This is a genomic window from Kribbella sp. VKM Ac-2571 (assembly GCF_004362255.1).
Lineage (GTDB): Bacteria > Actinomycetota > Actinomycetes > Propionibacteriales > Kribbellaceae > Kribbella > Kribbella pratensis.
The window spans coordinates 361,327-378,509 of record NZ_SNWS01000005.1; the positions used below are offsets into that span (position 1 = coordinate 361,327).

At 67.4% G+C, this 17,183-nt stretch carries 17 protein-coding genes; 11 read left to right on the forward strand and 6 right to left on the reverse strand.

Features of this window, described 5'->3' with window-relative positions:
* The first annotated feature begins 6 nt into the window (after positions 1 to 6).
* A complete protein-coding gene (locus EV651_RS14295; protein WP_133785631.1) occupies positions 7 to 1,926 on the forward strand; it encodes a xylan 1,4-beta-xylosidase in 1,920 nt (639 codons plus the stop codon).
* On the opposite strand, the gene EV651_RS14300 is transcribed toward EV651_RS14295, so the two are convergent.
* Positions 1,832 to 2,593 (reverse strand): FadR/GntR family transcriptional regulator, encoded by a 762-nt coding sequence (locus tag EV651_RS14300; RefSeq protein ID WP_133785632.1) that lies wholly within the window; start codon positions 2,591 to 2,593, stop codon positions 1,832 to 1,834. The genes EV651_RS14295 and EV651_RS14300 overlap by 95 nt on opposite strands.
* A gap of 169 nt (positions 2,594 to 2,762) precedes the next feature.
* Between EV651_RS14300 and EV651_RS14305 the strand changes: the two genes are divergently transcribed.
* From EV651_RS14305 to EV651_RS14325, 5 genes are all read left to right on the forward strand, one after another.
* Positions 2,763 to 4,046 carry a sugar ABC transporter substrate-binding protein gene (locus EV651_RS14305; protein ID WP_133785633.1) on the forward strand — a complete coding sequence of 428 codons (1,284 nt, stop codon included), beginning with the start codon at positions 2,763 to 2,765 and terminating at the stop codon, positions 4,044 to 4,046.
* On the forward strand, positions 4,046 to 4,990 hold the full coding sequence (locus EV651_RS14310) for a carbohydrate ABC transporter permease (protein WP_133785634.1): 945 nt from the start codon (positions 4,046 to 4,048) through the stop codon (positions 4,988 to 4,990). The genes EV651_RS14305 and EV651_RS14310 overlap by 1 nt, the downstream gene beginning before the upstream one ends.
* Positions 4,980 to 5,828, forward strand: coding sequence for a carbohydrate ABC transporter permease (locus EV651_RS14315; RefSeq protein ID WP_133785635.1), 849 nt, complete (start codon positions 4,980 to 4,982; stop codon positions 5,826 to 5,828). Before EV651_RS14310 ends, EV651_RS14315 begins: the two co-directional genes overlap by 11 nt.
* Positions 5,829 to 5,846: 18 nt before the next feature.
* On the forward strand, positions 5,847 to 7,142 hold the full coding sequence (locus tag EV651_RS14320; RefSeq protein WP_133785636.1) for an alpha-L-fucosidase: 1,296 nt from the start codon (positions 5,847 to 5,849) through the stop codon (positions 7,140 to 7,142).
* 167 nt (positions 7,143 to 7,309) lie between these two features.
* On the forward strand, positions 7,310 to 7,606 hold the full coding sequence (locus EV651_RS14325; protein WP_133785637.1) for a hypothetical protein: 297 nt from the start codon (positions 7,310 to 7,312) through the stop codon (positions 7,604 to 7,606).
* 7 nt (positions 7,607 to 7,613) lie between these two features.
* Here EV651_RS14325 and EV651_RS14330 read toward each other — a convergent pair whose 3' ends face one another.
* Both EV651_RS14330 and EV651_RS14335 read right to left on the reverse strand, forming a co-directional pair.
* Positions 7,614 to 8,117 (reverse strand): MaoC family dehydratase, encoded by a 504-nt coding sequence (locus EV651_RS14330; RefSeq protein WP_133785638.1) that lies wholly within the window; start codon positions 8,115 to 8,117, stop codon positions 7,614 to 7,616.
* 107 nt (positions 8,118 to 8,224) lie between these two features.
* Positions 8,225 to 8,764 carry a general stress protein gene (locus EV651_RS14335; protein WP_133785639.1) on the reverse strand — a complete coding sequence of 180 codons (540 nt, stop codon included), beginning with the start codon at positions 8,762 to 8,764 and terminating at the stop codon, positions 8,225 to 8,227.
* Between the two features lie 75 nt (positions 8,765 to 8,839).
* Between EV651_RS14335 and EV651_RS14340 the strand changes: the two genes are divergently transcribed.
* A complete protein-coding gene (locus EV651_RS14340) occupies positions 8,840 to 9,946 on the forward strand; it encodes a magnesium and cobalt transport protein CorA (protein ID WP_133785640.1) in 1,107 nt (368 codons plus the stop codon).
* 201 nt (positions 9,947 to 10,147) lie between these two features.
* The gene (locus EV651_RS14345) at positions 10,148 to 11,167 is read left to right on the forward strand and encodes a helix-turn-helix transcriptional regulator (RefSeq protein WP_133785641.1); all 1,020 of its coding nucleotides are present in this window, start codon (positions 10,148 to 10,150) and stop codon (positions 11,165 to 11,167) included.
* Between the two features lie 61 nt (positions 11,168 to 11,228).
* Here the strand turns inward: EV651_RS14345 and EV651_RS14350 are convergent, their stop codons facing one another.
* Positions 11,229 to 12,419, reverse strand: a complete 1,191-nt coding sequence (locus EV651_RS14350; RefSeq protein ID WP_133785642.1) for an acyl-CoA dehydrogenase family protein — start codon at positions 12,417 to 12,419, stop codon at positions 11,229 to 11,231.
* Between the two features lie 107 nt (positions 12,420 to 12,526).
* Positions 12,527 to 13,963, reverse strand: coding sequence for a serine/threonine-protein kinase (locus EV651_RS14355; RefSeq protein ID WP_133785643.1), 1,437 nt, complete (start codon positions 13,961 to 13,963; stop codon positions 12,527 to 12,529).
* Between the two features lie 120 nt (positions 13,964 to 14,083).
* Here EV651_RS14355 and EV651_RS14360 point away from each other — a divergent pair, with 120 nt between their 5' ends.
* From EV651_RS14360 to EV651_RS14370, 3 genes are all read left to right on the forward strand, one after another.
* Entirely contained in the window at positions 14,084 to 14,734 is a 651-nt protein-coding gene (locus EV651_RS14360; protein WP_133785644.1) for a peptidylprolyl isomerase, read from the forward strand.
* A 41-nt stretch (positions 14,735 to 14,775) separates the two neighbouring features.
* The gene (locus tag EV651_RS14365; protein WP_133785645.1) at positions 14,776 to 15,399 is read left to right on the forward strand and encodes a VOC family protein; all 624 of its coding nucleotides are present in this window, start codon (positions 14,776 to 14,778) and stop codon (positions 15,397 to 15,399) included.
* A 61-nt stretch (positions 15,400 to 15,460) separates the two neighbouring features.
* A complete protein-coding gene (locus EV651_RS14370; RefSeq protein ID WP_133785646.1) occupies positions 15,461 to 16,132 on the forward strand; it encodes a hypothetical protein in 672 nt (223 codons plus the stop codon).
* Here EV651_RS14370 and EV651_RS14375 read toward each other — a convergent pair.
* On the reverse strand, positions 16,129 to 17,091 hold the full coding sequence (locus EV651_RS14375) for a CoA ester lyase (protein ID WP_133785647.1): 963 nt from the start codon (positions 17,089 to 17,091) through the stop codon (positions 16,129 to 16,131). The genes EV651_RS14370 and EV651_RS14375 overlap by 4 nt on opposite strands.
* Between the last annotated feature and the right edge of the window lie 92 nt (positions 17,092 to 17,183).

A 17,183-nucleotide genomic window follows, 5' to 3' on the forward strand; every position in this document is an offset into this window, starting at 1 on the left:
ACCTAGATGCAGCACGACGCCAAGACCGACTGGGACGAACGGATCGCGGTCCGCAGTGACGAGGACCGCTCGTTCACCTTCCCGGAGCTCGATCCGCCGAAGGAGGTCACGGCGGTCGGCGGCGTCGGCCAGGTGACGATCGACTGGTCGCCGGTGGACGGCGCGGTCGGCTACCTGATCCTCAGGGGAACCGGCGAACGCGGTCCGCTGGAGCCGGTCGATCACCGCAGCGGCGACGTGCTGTCGGTCCCGTCGCCGCCGTACGTGGACACCACGTGCACCCCGGGTACGCCGTACCGTTATGCCGTCGCGAGCGTGCCCGAGGTGACGACCCACGGGCGTCCGAGTCAAACCGTCGGCGCCGTACCACTGGTTGCCGACAGCATCTCTCCACAAGTCACCGTGATGGTCGATCTGGTTGCTGAGGGCACCGAGTTGCACCGGCCTTGGGAGCCGATGGTCGGCAGTGAGCGCCTGAGCCAACTGCTGTGCAAGGACCTGACCGGCGGTCATGGGGCCTCCCGATCTGGACTGAGGAGCGGAGGGAGCGAAGCGACCGGAGCGACGAGGGAAGATCGGGAGCAACAGCCCCATGACCCGCCGCGACGGAGTCGCGGCAAACAGTACGGGCACGAGATCGGCCGCGAACTCGAAGACGCGTTGCGCCGGATGCACGACGAGATCGGCGTGAGTACTGTCCGCGCGCACGCGATCTTCCACGACGACACGCACGTGATCGACGGCGATTCGTACGACTTCTCCGTCGTGGATGCGATCTACGACAAGCTGCTCGCGATCGGGCTGCGGCCGGTGGTCGAGCTCGGGTTCATGCCGCGAGAGCTGGCGAGCGACCCGACGAAGACGGTCTTCGCGTACGGCGCGATCATCTCGCCGCCGGCGTCGTACCAGCGCTGGCACGACCTGGTCCGCGCGCTGGTGCAGCACCTCGTCGACCGGTACGGCCTCGACGAGGTGCTGACCTGGGACTTCGAGGTCTGGAACGAGGCCAACCTCGAGGTCTTCTGGTCCGGCACCAAGACCGAATGGCTCCAGCTGTACGACGTGTCCGCTGCCGCCGTGAAGTCTGTCGACCCACGCCTCGCGGTCGGCGGCCCGTCCTCCGCCGCGGCCGGCTGGGTGGACGACCTCCTCGTCCACGCCAAACGGTTCGGTACGCCGGTCGACTTCGTGTCCACGCACACGTACGGATCGCCGCCGCTCGACGTACGGGCGTCGCTGGAGCGGCACGGGTACGGCGATGCGCGCATCCTCTGGACCGAGTGGGGCGTGACGCCGAGGCATTTCAACCCGATCAACGACTCGGTCTTCTCCGGAGTGTTCCTGCTCCGCGGCATGCGGTCCGCGGCCGGGCGGATCGACGCACTCTCGTACTGGGTCGCGTCCGACCACTTCGAGGAACTCGGTCGGCCGCCGCGGTTCCTGCACGGCGGCTTCGGGCTGCAAACCGTGGGCGGACTGGCGAAACCGCGCTACCACGCGATGACGCTGCTCAGCCGGCTCGGACCGGTCGAGTTGCCGGTGACGTACGACGGTGACGGTGGCGGGAGCCTGGTGGAGGCCTGGGCCTCCCGGGACCGCGACCGCATCGCCGTACTGGTCTGGAACCTCACGCTTGATCAGACGAAGGCGAACGGCGCGTCTGAGCTGACGAGAAACGTTCGCGTCGAGTTGCCGGGCATTGATCCGTCCTGGCGGGCGACCGCGACCACCCTCGCGATCGGCGTCGGCGACGTGGCAACGGCCGCCGAAGGCTTGAGTGATTGGCCCACGGACGAGGAGCTTGCCGAGCTCGCCGACCGGAGCAGGATGGTCAGTACTCCACTGGAGTTGCGCGACGGAGCGGTCGAACTGTCCCTCCCGATGCCTTCCGCAGTTCTGCTGGAGCTTCGTCTTCGTCGAGATTGACCGCTTCCTGGATCCAGCGCTCCACCCCGGCGATGTGCACCGTCGCCCAGGACCTGGCCACCTCCGGCTCGCGCCCCTCGATCGCGTCGAGGATGGCCCGATGCTCGGCCAGCGTCCGGGCGACGGCGTCGCTCTGCGTCAGCCCTCGCCAGATCCGTGCCCGGTACGTCGGCTGCCGCAGGCTGTCGATCATCGAGGCCAGCGCCCGATTGCCGCTGCCCATCGCCACCAGCCTGTGGAACTCCACGTCACTGGTGAGCAGATCCTCGACGGACGGCTGCGGACCGAGATCGTCGAGCAGCTTGCGTAGCGCCGCGATGTCGTCGTCCGCCATCCGCAGCGCCGCCCGCGCCGCGGCAGCCGGCTCGAGGATCCGCCGTACCTCGAAGAACTCCAGCACCGAGGCGTCCTGGTGCAGGTCGAGTACGAAGCCCATTGTCTCCATCAGCAGCGACGGGTCGAGACTCGTCACGAACGTCCCGTCGCCCTGACGGACCTCGAGCACCCGGATCAGCGCGAGCGCCTTCACGGCCTCGCGCAAGGAGTTCCGGGACAGGCCGAGGCGGGCGGCCAGGTCCGCCTCCCGCGGCAGGCGATCGCCGGGCCGCAGTTCACCGGCGACGATCATCTGCTTGATCCGATCGATCGCTTCGTCGGTGACGCGCATCGCCCCACCTCCTGAATCTGCTGAGACATCCGATGTTCCGGCACGATACATCGGATGTCTAGGGCCGAATTGCCGATTCAGGCCATGAATTATGGCTCTGAGGTGTTGACTGCGCCGAATACCTCCGACTATAGATCGGACGAATCAGTACATCCCCTGGAGGTCAGCGATGAAAGCAACACCAGTGCGGGCGCACCGCTGGGCCCTGAAGACCGGCATGGCCGCCTTGTCGGTTCTTGCCCTGACCACAGTCGCTGCCTGCGGGGGCGGCAACGGTGGCAGCAGCGCTAGCTCCGGCTCCGCAGACAAGGCCGATCTGACCTGGTCGTTCTGGGTTGCCGGCGCCGAGGACCAGGCCGCCTGGCAGAAGGTCGCCGACCAGGCCCACACCGATCACGCCGGGATCACCGTCAAGCTCCAGGGCGCCCCGTGGGACAGCTACTGGTCGAAGATCGGGACCACGCTGGCCAGCGGCAAGGCACCGTGCATCATCGGCATGCAGAGTCTGCGGATGGCGTCGTACGCCAACGCTATGGTGCCGTTGGACGACCTGATGAAGAAGTACGGCATGAAGGCCGAGGACTTCGACAAGCCGATCATGGACGGCCTGAAGGCGGACGGGAAGCAGATCGCGATCCCGTACGACTCCGGCCCGATGGTGATCTTCTACAACAAGGATCTGTTCAAGGCCGCCGGCGTACCCGATCCGAAGCCGGGCTGGACGATGGACGAGTTCAAGGCGGCCGCGAAGAAGCTGACCGCCGCCGGGAAGACCGGCCTGGTGACGACCCCCGGCGACCTGGGCACCATGTCCTGGGTGCGGACCATGACCGGCGCCGAGCCGCTGGCCGACGGCAAGCTCAACCTCACCGACTCGAAGTTCGAGCAGGGCTTCTCGCAGTACGCCGACTTCGTCAAGACCGACAAGATCGCCCCGCAGGTGCCGGGCGGCAACCCGGACTTCGAGACCCAGCAGTTCACCGGCGGCAAGGCCGCGATGCAGCTGAACGGGCCGTGGTCGCTGATCGACACCAAGGGCAAGGTCAAGTTCAACCTCGGCATCGCGCCGATCCCGGCCGGTCCGGACGGTTCGAAGACCTACACCGCCGGCTCGGGCTTCGGCATCGCCCGGTCCTGCAAGACACCGGACGCCGCGTTCCAGGCGATCATGTCGATGACGAGTGAGAAGCCGCTGACCACGCTGGCCCAGGCCGGCCGCGCGTACCCTGCTCGCACCGTCGCGCACCCGGCGTGGTTCACCGCCGCGAACATCGACGGCGCGAAGGAGACCATCGACTACGCCTCCGAGCACTCGATCCCGCTGGTCACCTCGAAGAACTGGGTCCAGGTCGCCGACCTGCTCAACCGGTTCGGTACGCAGGCGCTGAACGGTGAGATCCCGCCGGACCAGGCCCTGAAGACCATCCAGGACCAGGCAGGCGCTGGTTCCTGATGGCTGTCAACACAACCGTTGCCCCGACCGGTACGCCGCCTGACCGCGGCGCCCGGGCGGGGCGCCGGCCTGCGTTGCGGCGGGACGGGCGGTATGCGTCGGTCTTCCTGGCGCCGAGTCTCGGTGGGCTGGCGCTGTTCACGTTGTTCCCGACCGCGATGGCGCTGGGCATCAGCCTGTTCGACTGGCCGGTGTTCGGCACCCGCTCCTTCCTCGGCTTCGGCAACTACTCGCACCTGCTGCACGACCCGGTGTTCCGCCGGGTGGTGCTGAACACGGTGCTCTTCGTGGTGCTGTACGTCCCGCTGAACGTGGTCGTCTCGCTCGGCCTCGCGGTCTGGCTGGGCCCGCAGATCAAGGGCCGGCAGGTGTTCCGGGTGCTGTTCTTCATCCCGGTGATGACGCCGATGGTGGCCAACGTGATGGTCTGGCGGCTGCTGTTCCAGCCCGGCGGGCTGATCGACGGCGGCCTGCAGAGCTGGTTCGGCATCGACGCGCCGAACTTCCTGGGCTCGTCGAACTGGGCGATGCCGGCGATCGTGGCGATGTCGATCTGGCAGGGTTTCGGCTACAACTTCCTGGTCTTCTCGGCCGCGATCGACCAGGTTCCGCAGTCGCAACTGGAGTCCGCGCAGATCGACGGCGCCGGGCCGCTGCAGCGGTTCCGCTACATCACCTGGCCGATGATCACCCCGTCGATGTTCTTCGCCACCACGATGACGCTGATCACCTCGTTCCAGGTGTTCGCGCAGCCGTTCATCCTGACCCAGGGCGGCCCGGGCGTGGCCACCCAGACCATCGTCATGTACGTCTACAACCAGGGCTGGCAGTTCCTCACGATGGGGCTGGCGTCGGCGGCCGGCTGGGTGTTGTTCGTGATCATCATGGGCATCACCGCGATCCAGTTCTTCGGGCAGAAGCGGTGGGTGAACTATGACGTCTGAGACCAACAGTGCCGCCCGCAAGGTCCGCAGCGGCGTCTCGCACACCCTGCTGGTGATCGTGGCGATCGTCTTCCTCGGCCCCTTGGTGTACGCCGTGTCGACGTCGCTGAAGCCCGCCGACGAGGTGTTCACCCCGACCCCGCACCTGTTCGGCTCCGAGATCCGCTGGAAGAACTACGCGGACGCGTTCACGTTCGCCCCGTTCGATCGCTACTTCCTGAACAGTCTGCTGGTCGCCGTGGCCGGCACCTTTGTGGTGGTCGCTGCCTCGAGCCTGTCGGCGTACGCCTTCGCCCGCTTGAAGTTCAGGGGCCGGGAGCAACTGTTCGTGCTGTTCCTCGGCACGTTGATGGTGCCGCAGGAAGTGCTGATCGTGCCGATGTACTGGCTGATGCAGGCGCTCGGCTGGGTGGACAGCTACTGGGCGCTGATCCTGCCGTGGGCGTTCACCGCGTTCGGCACGTTCCTGCTCCGGCAGTTCTTCCTGACCGTCCCGGCCGAGCTCGAAGAGGCTGCCCGGGTCGACGGGTGCGGTCCGTTCGGATCGTTCTTCCGGATCATGCTGCCGCTCGCGCGGCCGGCCCTCGCCGTACTCACCGTCTTCACCTTCATCAGTTTCTGGGGCAGCTTCCTGTGGCCGTTGATCATCATCAACAGCGTCGAGGACAAGGGCACGGTGCCGTTGGGCCTGGCGCAGTTCGTCGGCCAGCAGGGCACGCAGTGGAACCTGATGATGGCCGCGTCGGTGATGGCGATGATTCCCACCGTCCTGCTTGTCGTCCTGCTGCAGAAACACCTGGTCCGCGGCCTGCTCGTCACCGGTCTGGGCGGCCGCTAATTCCGAAGGAGATACGAGATGACCGACGCGCCTCCCGCGCACTCCGTCGAGAAGTTCCGCGACTGGCGGTTCGGCCTGTTCGTCCACTGGGGCCTGTACTCGCTGCCGGCCCGGCACGAGTGGGTGAAGAACCGCGAAAAGCTGACCGACGAGGACTACCAGCCGTACTTCGACCACTTCGAGCCGGACCTGTACGACCCGACCAAGTGGGCCCGCGCCGCGCGCGAGGCCGGCATGAAGTACGCCGTACTCACGACCAAGCACCACGAGGGTTTCTGCCTGTGGGACTCCGAGGTCTCCGACTACACGGTGGCGAAGACGGCGTGGGGCAAGGACCTGGTCGGGCCGTTCGTCGAGGCATGCCGGGCCGAAGGCCTGGGCGTCGGGTTCTACCACTCGCTGATCGACTGGCACCATCCGGAGTTCCCGATCGACCTCGTGCACCCGCAGCGCGACGACGAGGAGGCGATCGCGAAGGCGGCCGGGCGGGACATCCAGGTGTACGCCGATTACCTGCACGCGCAGACGCGTGAGCTGCTGACCAACTACGGGCCGATCGACATCATGTGGTTCGACTTCTCCTACCCGGGCCGGAAGTACCCCGACGGGCGGGACGGCCACGGTAAAGGCAAGGACGACTGGCGCTCGGTCGAGCTGATGGCGATGGTCCGGGAGCTGCAGCCGGACATCCTGATCAACGACCGGCTGGACATCCCGGGCGACTTCGTGACGCCGGAGCAGTACCAGCCGGACGCGCCGATGCAGCGCGACGGCGTACCGGTGCTGTGGGAGGCGTGCCAGACGCTGAACGGCAGCTGGGGCTACGACCGGGACAACCTGGACTGGAAGTCACCCGAGCTGCTGGTGAAGATGCTGATCGACTCGGTCTCCAAGGACGGCAACCTGCTGCTGAACGTGGGACCGACCGGGCGGGGTGAGTTCGACCCGCGGGCGCTGGCGACGCTGGCCGACATCGGTGGGTGGATGCGCCTGCACGAGCGGTCGATCCGCGGCGCCCGTCCCTCGGAGTACACGGCGCCGGTGGACGCCCGTTACACGCAGAAGGGCAACCGGCTGTATCTGCACCTGTTCTCCTGGCCGATGGGCCACGTGCATCTGGCCGGCCTCGGCGGGAAGGTGAAGTACGCCCAACTCCTGAACGACGCCTCCGAGATCAAGCGCATCGAGAACGACCCCCATCAGCAGGCGCAGAACACCACGATGGGTGGCGTCTCGGCCGACGTACTCACCCTGAAACTCCCGATCCAGAAACCGAACGTCCTGGTCCCGGTGATCGAGCTGTTCCTCAGCTGACCTCATTTGATGGGTTGACCCACCTAGTTCGGGGTTCCTCACCCTGGTTCTGGGTGGGAACCCCTCATCAGGTGGGTCAGGCAGGCAAATTGGTGGGTCGGCCAGGCAAATGCGGACGGCCGGGATCGGTGTCATGCTGAAAGCCACCGAGTACACCAGGGGGAGCGATGGCCGGCGAGATTCTCACCGAGGTAAGTGCGACGGTCGAGCCCGGCCGGACGCAGGAGTTGGTCGACGGGTACCGCAAGCTCGCGGACTCGCCGCTGCCGGCCGGCCTGCTGTACTCCCGGCTGCTGCGGGGCGATCAGAACCGCTGGCAGATCCAGACGATGTGGCGCGATCGTGGTGCGCTCGACGCGATGCGGGCCGGCAGTGAGCCGCCCGCTGCGCCGGCCCTCTTCCAGTCGGTCGGCGCCGAGCCAGTCCTCGGCGTGCTGACCGTCGTGGCGGAGCTCGCCGGCTGACGTCTGGCTACTCGGCGGGGACAGGGCGGCCTGGTTGTTCGCCGCCGCGGGACTCGAGGTAGTTGTTCTTCGGGACCATGACCTTGCGGCGGAACAGGCAGACGACGGTGCCGTCCTGCTTGTAGCCCTTGGTCTCGACGTACACGACGCCGCGGTCGTCCTTGGACTTCGACTCCCACTTGTCCAGGACGAGCGTCTCGCCGTACACCGTGTCGCCGTGGAAGGTGGGGGCGACGTGCCGCAGGGACTCGATCTCCAGGTTGGCGATGGCCTTGCCGCTCACGTCCGGGACCGACATGCCGAGCAGGATCGAGTAGATGTAGTTGCCGACCACAACGTTCTTCCCGAACTGGGTCGACGCTGAAGCGTAGTGCGTGTCCAGGTGCAGCGGATGGTGGTTCATGGTGAGCAGGCAGAACAGGTGGTCGTCGTACTCCGTGACCGTCTTACCCGGCCAGTGCTTGTAGACCGCACCGACCTCGAACTCCTCGTAGCTGCGCCCGAACTGCATCTCGGTTCCTCCTCGGCTCTGGCCTCGGCGATGGGATTCCCCATGCTGCCGGTCCGGGCGCATCCGGGCCGTGGTCTGGCTCTCACCGGCAGGAGAGATAGGTCACCTCAGTCGATCGGCCGCTGCGTGGTCTGCGGGGACTGGTGATCCGGCAGCAGCGGGTGCACCTCGCCCTTCAGGGCCAGCTTGGCGAGGTGGTTGCGGGCCTCTTCAGCGAACTTGAAGTCGCAGAGTACGTCGTACGTCGTGGCCACCACGGCGGTCCGCGACGTGAAGTCCCGCCGGCCGGCCGACTGCGCGTAGCCGAGGCCGCCGAACACCAGCCCGAAGAAGGCGCCCAGTACGACGCCGGTCAGCACCGCCGCAAGCCAGTTGCCGTTCGTGAACAGCCCCAGCAGCGTGCCGACGAACAGCCCGAACCATGCGCCGCTGGCCAGCCCCGCCGCCAGCGCCCGGCCCCAGGTGAGCCGGCCGGTGATCTTCTCGACCTGACGGAGGTTGTTGCCGACGATGGTCGTGTGCTCGACCGGGAACTTCTCGTCCGAGAGATAGTCGACAGCTCGCTGTGCCTCCCGGTAGGTGTCGTACGTCCCGATCGTCAGGCCGGTCGGCCTGGGGTCCATCGAGGGCATGCCCTGCGTGGTCATCGTCGTTCCTCTCCACGTGCTTGCACCCCATCATTGCCGACGGCTGGTTATCGCGTCTTGATAGCCTCGCCGGTGATGGCCGGGCGACGATGGGACATGGGCGCGACACGCCGTGTGGGACGGGTCTTCGCCCGCCGCGGCGACGGTCCCGGACGTCCGCCGGACGACGTGGTCACCGGCAAGCTCGAGGGCGCCCTGGTCGACTGGGGGCTGTACCGCGACGGTGTCCGCGACACCCGGGTCAACTCCTACACCGAGGCGCTCGACCGGGCGCAGCGCGGGCAGGGGTTCGTGTGGATCGGCCTGTTCCAGCCGACCGACCACCAGCTCGCCATCATCGGTGCGGAGTTCGGTCTGCACCCGCTGGCGCTGGAGGACGCGCACGAGGCGCACCAGCGCCCCAAACTGGAGCGGTACGGCGAGACGCTGTTCGCAGTGTTCAAAACGGTCACGTATGTCCCGCACGACGATCTGACCGCAACCAGCGAGGTGGTCGCGACGGGTGAGGTCATGGTGTTCTGTGGACCCGGCTTCGTCGTCACGGTCCGGCACGGTGAGCACAGTGAGCTGACCGGACTGCGGCAGGAGCTGGAGCGGGAGCCGCACCGACTCGCCACCGGTCCGGGCGCCGTACTGCACGCCATCGCGGACCACGTCGTGGACCGGTACCTGGAGGTCGCGGACGCCGTACAGGCCGATATCGACCTGATCGAGACGTCCATGTTCACGCCGCGTGGCTGGCGGAACATCGACCGGGTCTACCAGCTGAAGCGTGAGGTGCTCGAGCTCAAGCGGGCCGTGGCGCCGCTGACCGGCCCGATGCGGGCCCTGGCCACGCTGCGGCACCCGCTGATCGCCGACGAGACGAAGAACTACTTCCGCGACGTCGACGACCACCTGCAACGCGTGAAGGAGCAGGTGATCTCGTTCGACGAGCTGCTCAGCTCGATCCTGCAGGCCGGGCTGGCCCAGGTCCAGGTGGCCGAGAACGAGGACATGCGGCGGATCTCGGCGTGGGTGGCGATCCTCGCGGTGCCGACCATGATCGCCGGGATCTACGGCATGAATTTCGATTACATGCCGGAACTGCGGCTGAAGTACGCGTACTTCGTCGTACTTGGAGTGATGGCGGCGGCGTGCACCGTCCTTTACCGGTTGTTCAAGCGGAACCACTGGCTCTAGACACCCTCCTGGGCCCGGAATCGGCTTGGCCAGGTCGGGTGAGTTGGCAACCTTTTGCCATGGCCGGGACTGCTCCGGGATTGGAATGTTCAAACGGTTGTCCCGCGATCTCCTCCCTTGATTGAATTCCGGAATCGCATTCGGTCAGGAAGCGATTACTTTCCGCGACCGAATGCCGACCAGGGACAGGAGGGGATCGCGGTGCTTCGCATTCATTTCACGCCGCGCGACCTGACCCGGGTCACGGTCGCCACCACGCCGGCGCCGCTCTGGGAGGTGCTGCTGAGCCTGCATATGCTGCAGCACTCGGAAGGCCGGCTGATCTTCGAGGACTGGCGCCGCCATGTGCGGGCCACGGTCGCACCGGACCAGATGCGGCTGCTGCTCGAGCTGACTCCGTCGAAGGGCTACTCCCCCGACTTCCTCACCCCGGCGGAGCCCGCGCCGGACTTCGACACCGCCCTTGAGCAGGCGCTGGCGACACCGCGGCAGCAGATCCGCAGCCAGCTCGACCTGCTCGCGCAGTACCGGCCTGCCTCCCCTTGGACCCGGGAGCTGGCCCAAGGTGGCCGTACGTCGATGCAGAAGCTCGGACGGGCCATCCGGACGTATCACGACGCCGCGATCGCGCCGTACTGGAAATCGATCGGGACGCACGTGTCCGCCGACCACGCCCATCGAGGTGAGGCGTTGGCCCGGCACGGTGTGGACCGGCTGCTGTCGTCGTTGCATCCGCGGGTCCGGTGGGTCGCACCGGTGCTGCAGGTGCTGGACATGAACGACCGAGATCTGTATCTCGATGGCAGGGGAATCGAGTTGCAGCCTTCGGCGTTCTGCTGGCAGGTACCGACCAAGCTGCGGGACCCGGACCTCAAACCGATCCTGGTGTACCCGATCCAGCATGCGCCCGGGATCCTGCGGCAGACGCCGAAGGAGCACCCGCCGTCGAGTGACCCCCTGGGAGCCCTGCTCGGGTCGACCCGGGCCGCCGCACTGGAGGCGACCGTCAGCGGCTGTACGACGACGGAGCTGGCGAAACGCTGCGGGATCTCTCCGGCCGCCGCGAGCCATCAGGCGACGGTGCTGCGGGAGGCCGGCCTGATCACCACCCGCCGCGACGGCGCCTCGGTGCGCCACGAGATCACCCAGCTCGGCATCTGGCTGCTCTCCGGCCACGGCTCCGGCAACACCCGGCAAGTCCCGACCCGCAGTACGGCCTAGACCCTGCCCCGCCGTGCGCTGGGCCGACCGGCACCGCCCCGCCTGTCGACCCAGCGCACGGTCAGAGTTTGTAGTCCTCGAGCAGGCGGCGGCCGATGATCATGCGCTGGATGTCGGCGGTCCCTTCGCCGATCAGAAGCATCGGGGCCTCGCGGTAGAGGCGTTCGATCTCGTACTCCTTCGAGAAGCCGTAGCCGCCGTGGATGCGGAACGAGTCCTCGACGACCTGGGAGCAGTACTCGCTGGCCAGGTACTTCGCCACGCCGGCCTCGAAGTCGTTGCGGGAGCCGCTGTCCTTCTTCCGGGCCGCCCTCACCATCAGCTCGTGCGCGGCCTCCACCTTGACGGCCATGTCGGCGAGCCGAAACAGCACCGCCTGGTGCTCGGCGATCTTCTTGCCGAACGTCTCCCGCTGCTGCGCGTACGAGATCCCGAGCTCGAACGCCCGCCGCGCGACACCGCACCCGCGCGCGGCGACGTTCACGCGACCGACCTCGACGCCGTCCATCATCTGGTAGAAACCCTTGCCCGGCACGCCGCCGAGGATCTGGCCCGCGTCGATCCGGTACCCGTCGAACACCAGCTCCGTGGTGTCGACGCCCTTGTAGCCCATCTTCTCGATCTTGCCGGGGATCGTGAGGCCCTTGTCGACCTCACCGAACCCGGGCTCCTTCTCGACCAGGAACGTGGTCATGTTCTTGTAGACCGAGTCCTGCCCCTCGTCGGTCTTCACGAGTACGGCGACCAGGTTCGACGAGCCGCCGTTGGTCAGCCACATCTTCTGACCGTTGACGACGTAACCGTCACCCTCACGAGTGGCTTTCGTCTTGATCGCGGCGACGTCGGATCCGCAGCCCGGCTCGGACATCGAGAACGCGCCACGGACCTCACCGGTCGCCATTCGCGGCAGGTACTTCTGCTTCTGCTCGTCGGTCCCGTGCTGCAGCAGCATGTACGCAACGATGAAGTGCGTGTTGATGATCCCGGACACGCTCATCCAGCCGCGGGCGATCTCCTCGACGCACAGCGCGTACGTGAGCAGCGATTCGCCGAGGCCGCCGTACTCCTCGGGGATCATCAGGCCGAAGAGGCCGAGTTCCTTGAGTCCCTCGACGATCTCGGTCGGGTACTCGTCGCGGTGCTCGAGCTCGGTCGCGACCGGGAGGATCTCGGCCTCGACGAAGGCCCGGACCGTCTTCAGGATCTCTTCCTGGATGTCGGTCAGCCCCTCGGTCTGCTGCAACCTGCTCATCGTGCGTCTCCTTCGGCCGGCTTACCCGCGAGTATCCTCGCTATCAGCATCCCGGCACGAGGGTGACACCCGCTGTGACACCGGCCACCTGGCGAAGGTCGCGTGCCTCACTCGTGGTCGTGGTCAGGACGTGGGAGCGACTGGCCGATGGTGAAGAACAGCGCGGCGATCTGCTGGGTCGCCTGCCAGCGGTGTCGTTGCTGTGCCTCGGCCAGCCGCTGCCGCGCCTCGTAGAAGTGCTTCGCGGCAGCCTCGGTGTCGCCGTGGTCGATTGCCTGGGCAGCCTGATCCAGGTCGTTCGCAGCCTCCCGCGGTGCCTTGCTACGGCTCCCCTGCTGCGTCGCGCGTACCTGTGCGGCCAGCGAGCGCAGCCGCTGCACCAGCATCCCTTGCGGGTTCTGCGTCTGCGTCGGCTTCTTCGTCGGCGTCGTCGGAGTCTTGGTGGGAGTGGGAGTGGGAGTCGGCTTGGGCTCCGGTGTGGTCTTGGGAGCCGTCGTGACCTTCTGCACCGGGGCAGAAGGCGTTCCGCCGGCCTGTGCGGGCGGATCGTTCGACACGCCTGCCCGCAGCAGGAGCGCCCCCGCCACACCCGCTACCACCACGGCAGCAGCCACACCTGCCTTGGCCACGGGGAAGCCACTGCTGGTTGCCCGGTGCGCCGGTTCGTCGGCGTCCTCCTCCCACTTACCCACACCGACCACCTCGGCAGCCGCAGGTGGCGTGAACGTCAGCACCTGGGTCTGGTTGGCCGGTGCGAGCAGTGCGGCCACCTCATGCTCCGACGACGGACGGTCCGCCGGATCCTTGGCCAGCAAGTGCGTCACGAGGTTCGACAGCTCAGCCGGTACGTCGGCACGCGTAACAGGCGGAGGCGGTACGTCGAGATGCTGCCGCATGACCACGTCGACGGTCGGGCCGGTGAAAGGCGGCGTACCGGTCAGGAGCTCGTGCAGGACGCAGCCGAACGAGTACCAGTCGCTGGCCGCGGTGGCGGGCTCGCCGCGGACCTGTTCCGGCGACACGTACGACGCCGTACCGAGCAGGACGCCCAGTCCGGTCGTCTCGTTGCCCGCACTCTTGGCGATACCGAAGTCGGTCATCTTGAGGGTGCCGTCGGGAGCCAACAGCAGGTTGCCCGGCTTGACGTCGCGGTGCACGATCCCGGCCGCGTGCGCCGCGTCCAGCGCACGGGCGCCCTGGACGGCGATGTCCTCGATCAGGGCGGCGGCGGGGAGTCCCGACGTACGCATCAGTTTGGCGAGATCGGGTCCTTGCACGAGCTCCATCACCAGGAACACGTGGTCGCCTTCGGTGCCGACGTCGTACGTCGCGACGACGTTCGGATGGGTCAATCGAGCGGCTGATTGAGCCTCAGCGCGGAACCTCTGCACCGCGTCCATCGGGTCGCCTTCGAGGCTGCGCAGCAACTTCACCGCGACCTGGCGGGCGAGGAGCGTGTCCTCGGCCTGCCACACCTCACCCGCACCGCCCCTGCCCAGCAGGGTCAGCAACCGGTACCGACCTGCCAGTACCTCGCCGTTCACACCAACACACCTTCCGCAGCGGACCGGATCACCTTAGGCGGGAAGGGCCGGATGTTCGAGTCCGCGACCAATTCCTTGAACAACCTCTGCAGAGAGCGAGCGAGGTACTACGGTGTGGTGATGAAGCGATCATTCACCGCCCTGATCGCGGCCGCTCTGGTTGCGATGACGCTGACCACGACGACCGCCTCCGCAGTTCCCGTCTCCAAGCCCGTGGCCAAGTGCGAGTTCACGCCGACGCCCGAGAACCCGGCCGCCAAGCCTGTCCGGGTCCCGTCCCCGGTTGCCCGCGCCAAGGGCACGGTCGACGTGTACTTCGTGACGAACTACGGACCGTTCGTGGTCCGGATGGACCGTGCCAACGCGCCCTGCGGCGTACACAACTTCGTGCACCTGGTGAAGAGCCGGTTCTACGACGCGACGCAGTGCTTCCGGCTGACGAACTCGTCCCGGCTGGGCGTCCTGCAGTGCGGTGACATCTACCGCCAGGAAGAAGGCGGGCCGGGATACAAGTTCCCCGACGAGGTCACCGGCCAGGAGACCTACCCGCGCGGCACCGTTGCCTACGGCAACCAGGGCCCGGGAACCAACGGCTCCGAGTTCTTCGTCGTGCACTCGTTCGCGAACATCGCCCCGAACTACACCGTTCTCGGCCACGTCATCGCCGGCATGTCCACCTTCGACCGCATGGTCGCCGCCGGCATCGCCGACCCCGACCAGGACGGCCCGCCGGCAAAGCCCATCCGCATCTACAAGGTCTGGGTGCACTGAGGGGGAGGGTAATTCGGACGCTACGCCGCTAGCTTAAGGGTGTGGGTACACGCGGACGGCCCCGGCATCCCGACGTACTGACTCCCGCCGAGTGGCAGGTGGTGCACGCGGTGCGGCACGGGATGTCGAACCGGGAGATCGCGCGGCGGCGCGGAGTCAGCGTCGACGCGGTCAAGTTCCACGTCGCGAACGCGCTGATGAAGCTCGGCCTGGACCGCCGGGCCGAGCTTCGCACCTGGCGCGGTGTGCCCGCGGACAGTGCTCTTCAGGGACAAGGAGGCGCGGAGATGGTGCAGCTAGGTGCGATCGGGCAGATCGCCCGCCCGGTGAGTGACATCCAGCAGGCCGTCGACTTCTACGGCGGCGTACTGGGACTCCCCCACCTCTACACGTTCGGCGACCTGGCGTTCTTCGACTGCGGTGGAACGCGGCTGTTCCTGAGCGCCACCGAAGGACCCGCGGACCCTTCCATCCTCTACTTTCGCGTCGACGACATCCAATCGGCGTACGACGAACTCCGCGCCCGCGGCGTGGAGTTCGAGCAGGCCCCGCACCTCATCCACAAGCACGACAACGGCATCGAGGAATGGATGGCCTTCTTCCCCGACCCCGACGGCCAACTCCTGGCGATCATGGCCCAGGCCGCCCCCGCCGACCTGGCATGATCGGCGGGTGACTCCCGAGGGTGCCGGTTTGAGCCGGCTCGAGCGAGCTGTGTGTGCCGTGGTGGGATCTGCCACGGGCGGAGCCGGAGCAGTCGCAGTCTTCGTCGACGGCAGCAATGTCGGCGGCGTACCGCTGCTGATCGGTGTCGGTGCGCTCTTCGGGTACCTCGCCGTGTCCGGCCAGCGGCTGAGCCAGGTCAAGGTCGGGAACAGCGAGGCGACGTTCCTCGGCCGCATCCTGCGTGACCCGAGCATGTCGGACGAGGCAAAGGCCGAGGTCGCCGAACGACTGGACGACGTACCGTTGCCACCGGGCACTCAGCGGGCGGTCGACGAGGTCCTCGACGCGCGGGCAGCCGCAGACGAATACCGGCTGCGGGCGACCGCGGCGGTCGAGCGCTTGGCCGGTGGGGACATCGCGGCCCGGGCGACTCTCGCCCGACCACCCCAAGGCTGGGACCTGTTGCTCGGAACCGGCGAACCGGTCGCGGTGGAGATCAAGTGGCGTGGCAGGCCGCAGTCGCCGGCCGAGGTGACGGAAATGCTCCGGCTGACGGCGGAGAACAACGTCGCGGCGCTGGGACTGATCATCACCAACCAACCCGTTCCAGGCGGAGCCCGCTTCGAACCGGAAGGAGAGCTCTGGCTGGGCGTTTCCTGGAGCAGTCCCGCTGACGATGCGAATCTCGCCGATGCGCTGCAGGAGCTGCTCCAGGCCGCGCGCTCCGATTAGTCGGTCGGCGGGACCCAGACGTCGGTGCGGGTGAGGCCGGCGGCTCGGCCCTTGGCGGAGATGACGAGGGCCATTTTGCGGCTGGCTTCGTCGATCATCTCGTCGCCGAGCATCACCGCGCCGCGGCCGCCGCCGGCGGCGGAGGTGTAGTGGTCGTAGGCGTCGAGGATGTTCTCGGCGTGGTCGTAGTCGTCCTGGCGGGGCGAGTAGACCTCGTTCGCGGCGGCGATCTGGTCGGGGTGCAGGACCCACTTGCCGTCGAAGCCGAGCGCGGCCGAGCGGCCGGCGACGCGGCGGAAACCGTCGACGTCCTTGATCTGCAGGTACGGGCCGTCGATCGCCTGCTTGCCGTGCGCCCGCGCGGCCATCAGGATCTGCATCAGGATGTAGTGGTAAGCGTCGCCGACGTCGTACCCGGGCGGCTGCTCGCCGACCACCAGCGACTTCATGTTGATCGACGCCATGAAGTCCGCGGGCCCGAAGATGATCGTCTCCACCCGCGGCGACGCGGTCGCGATCGCGTTCACGTTGGTCAGGCCGAGCGCGTTCTCGATCTGCGCCTCGATCCCGATCCGGCCCGGCTCGTATCCGTGCACCTTCTCCAGCTGGGTGAGCAGCAGGTCGAGCGCGACCACCTGCTCGGCGGTCTGCACCTTCGGCAGCATGATGCAGTCGAGGTTCGCGCCGGCGCCGCCGACGACCTCGATGACGTCGGCGTACGTCCACTCGGTGGTCCAGTCGTTCACCCGGACGACGCGCAGCTTGGTGCCCCACCCGCCCTCGTTGAGCGCGGCGACGATGTTCTTGCGGGCGTCAGGCTTGGCGATCGGCGCGACCGAGTCCTCGAGATCCAGGAACACCTGGTCCGCGTCCAGTCCCTTCGCCTTGGTCAGGAACCGTGGGTTCGACCCGGGCGTGGCCAAGCACGACCGTCGACTGCGCAACACCTGCTCCGACATACGACCTCCACTCGGTTACCCACCGGTCACCGGCAGCGTACGGCGTCCACCACCGCCGGCCCGGTGACCCGGCTCACTTCCCTCCCGAGTGT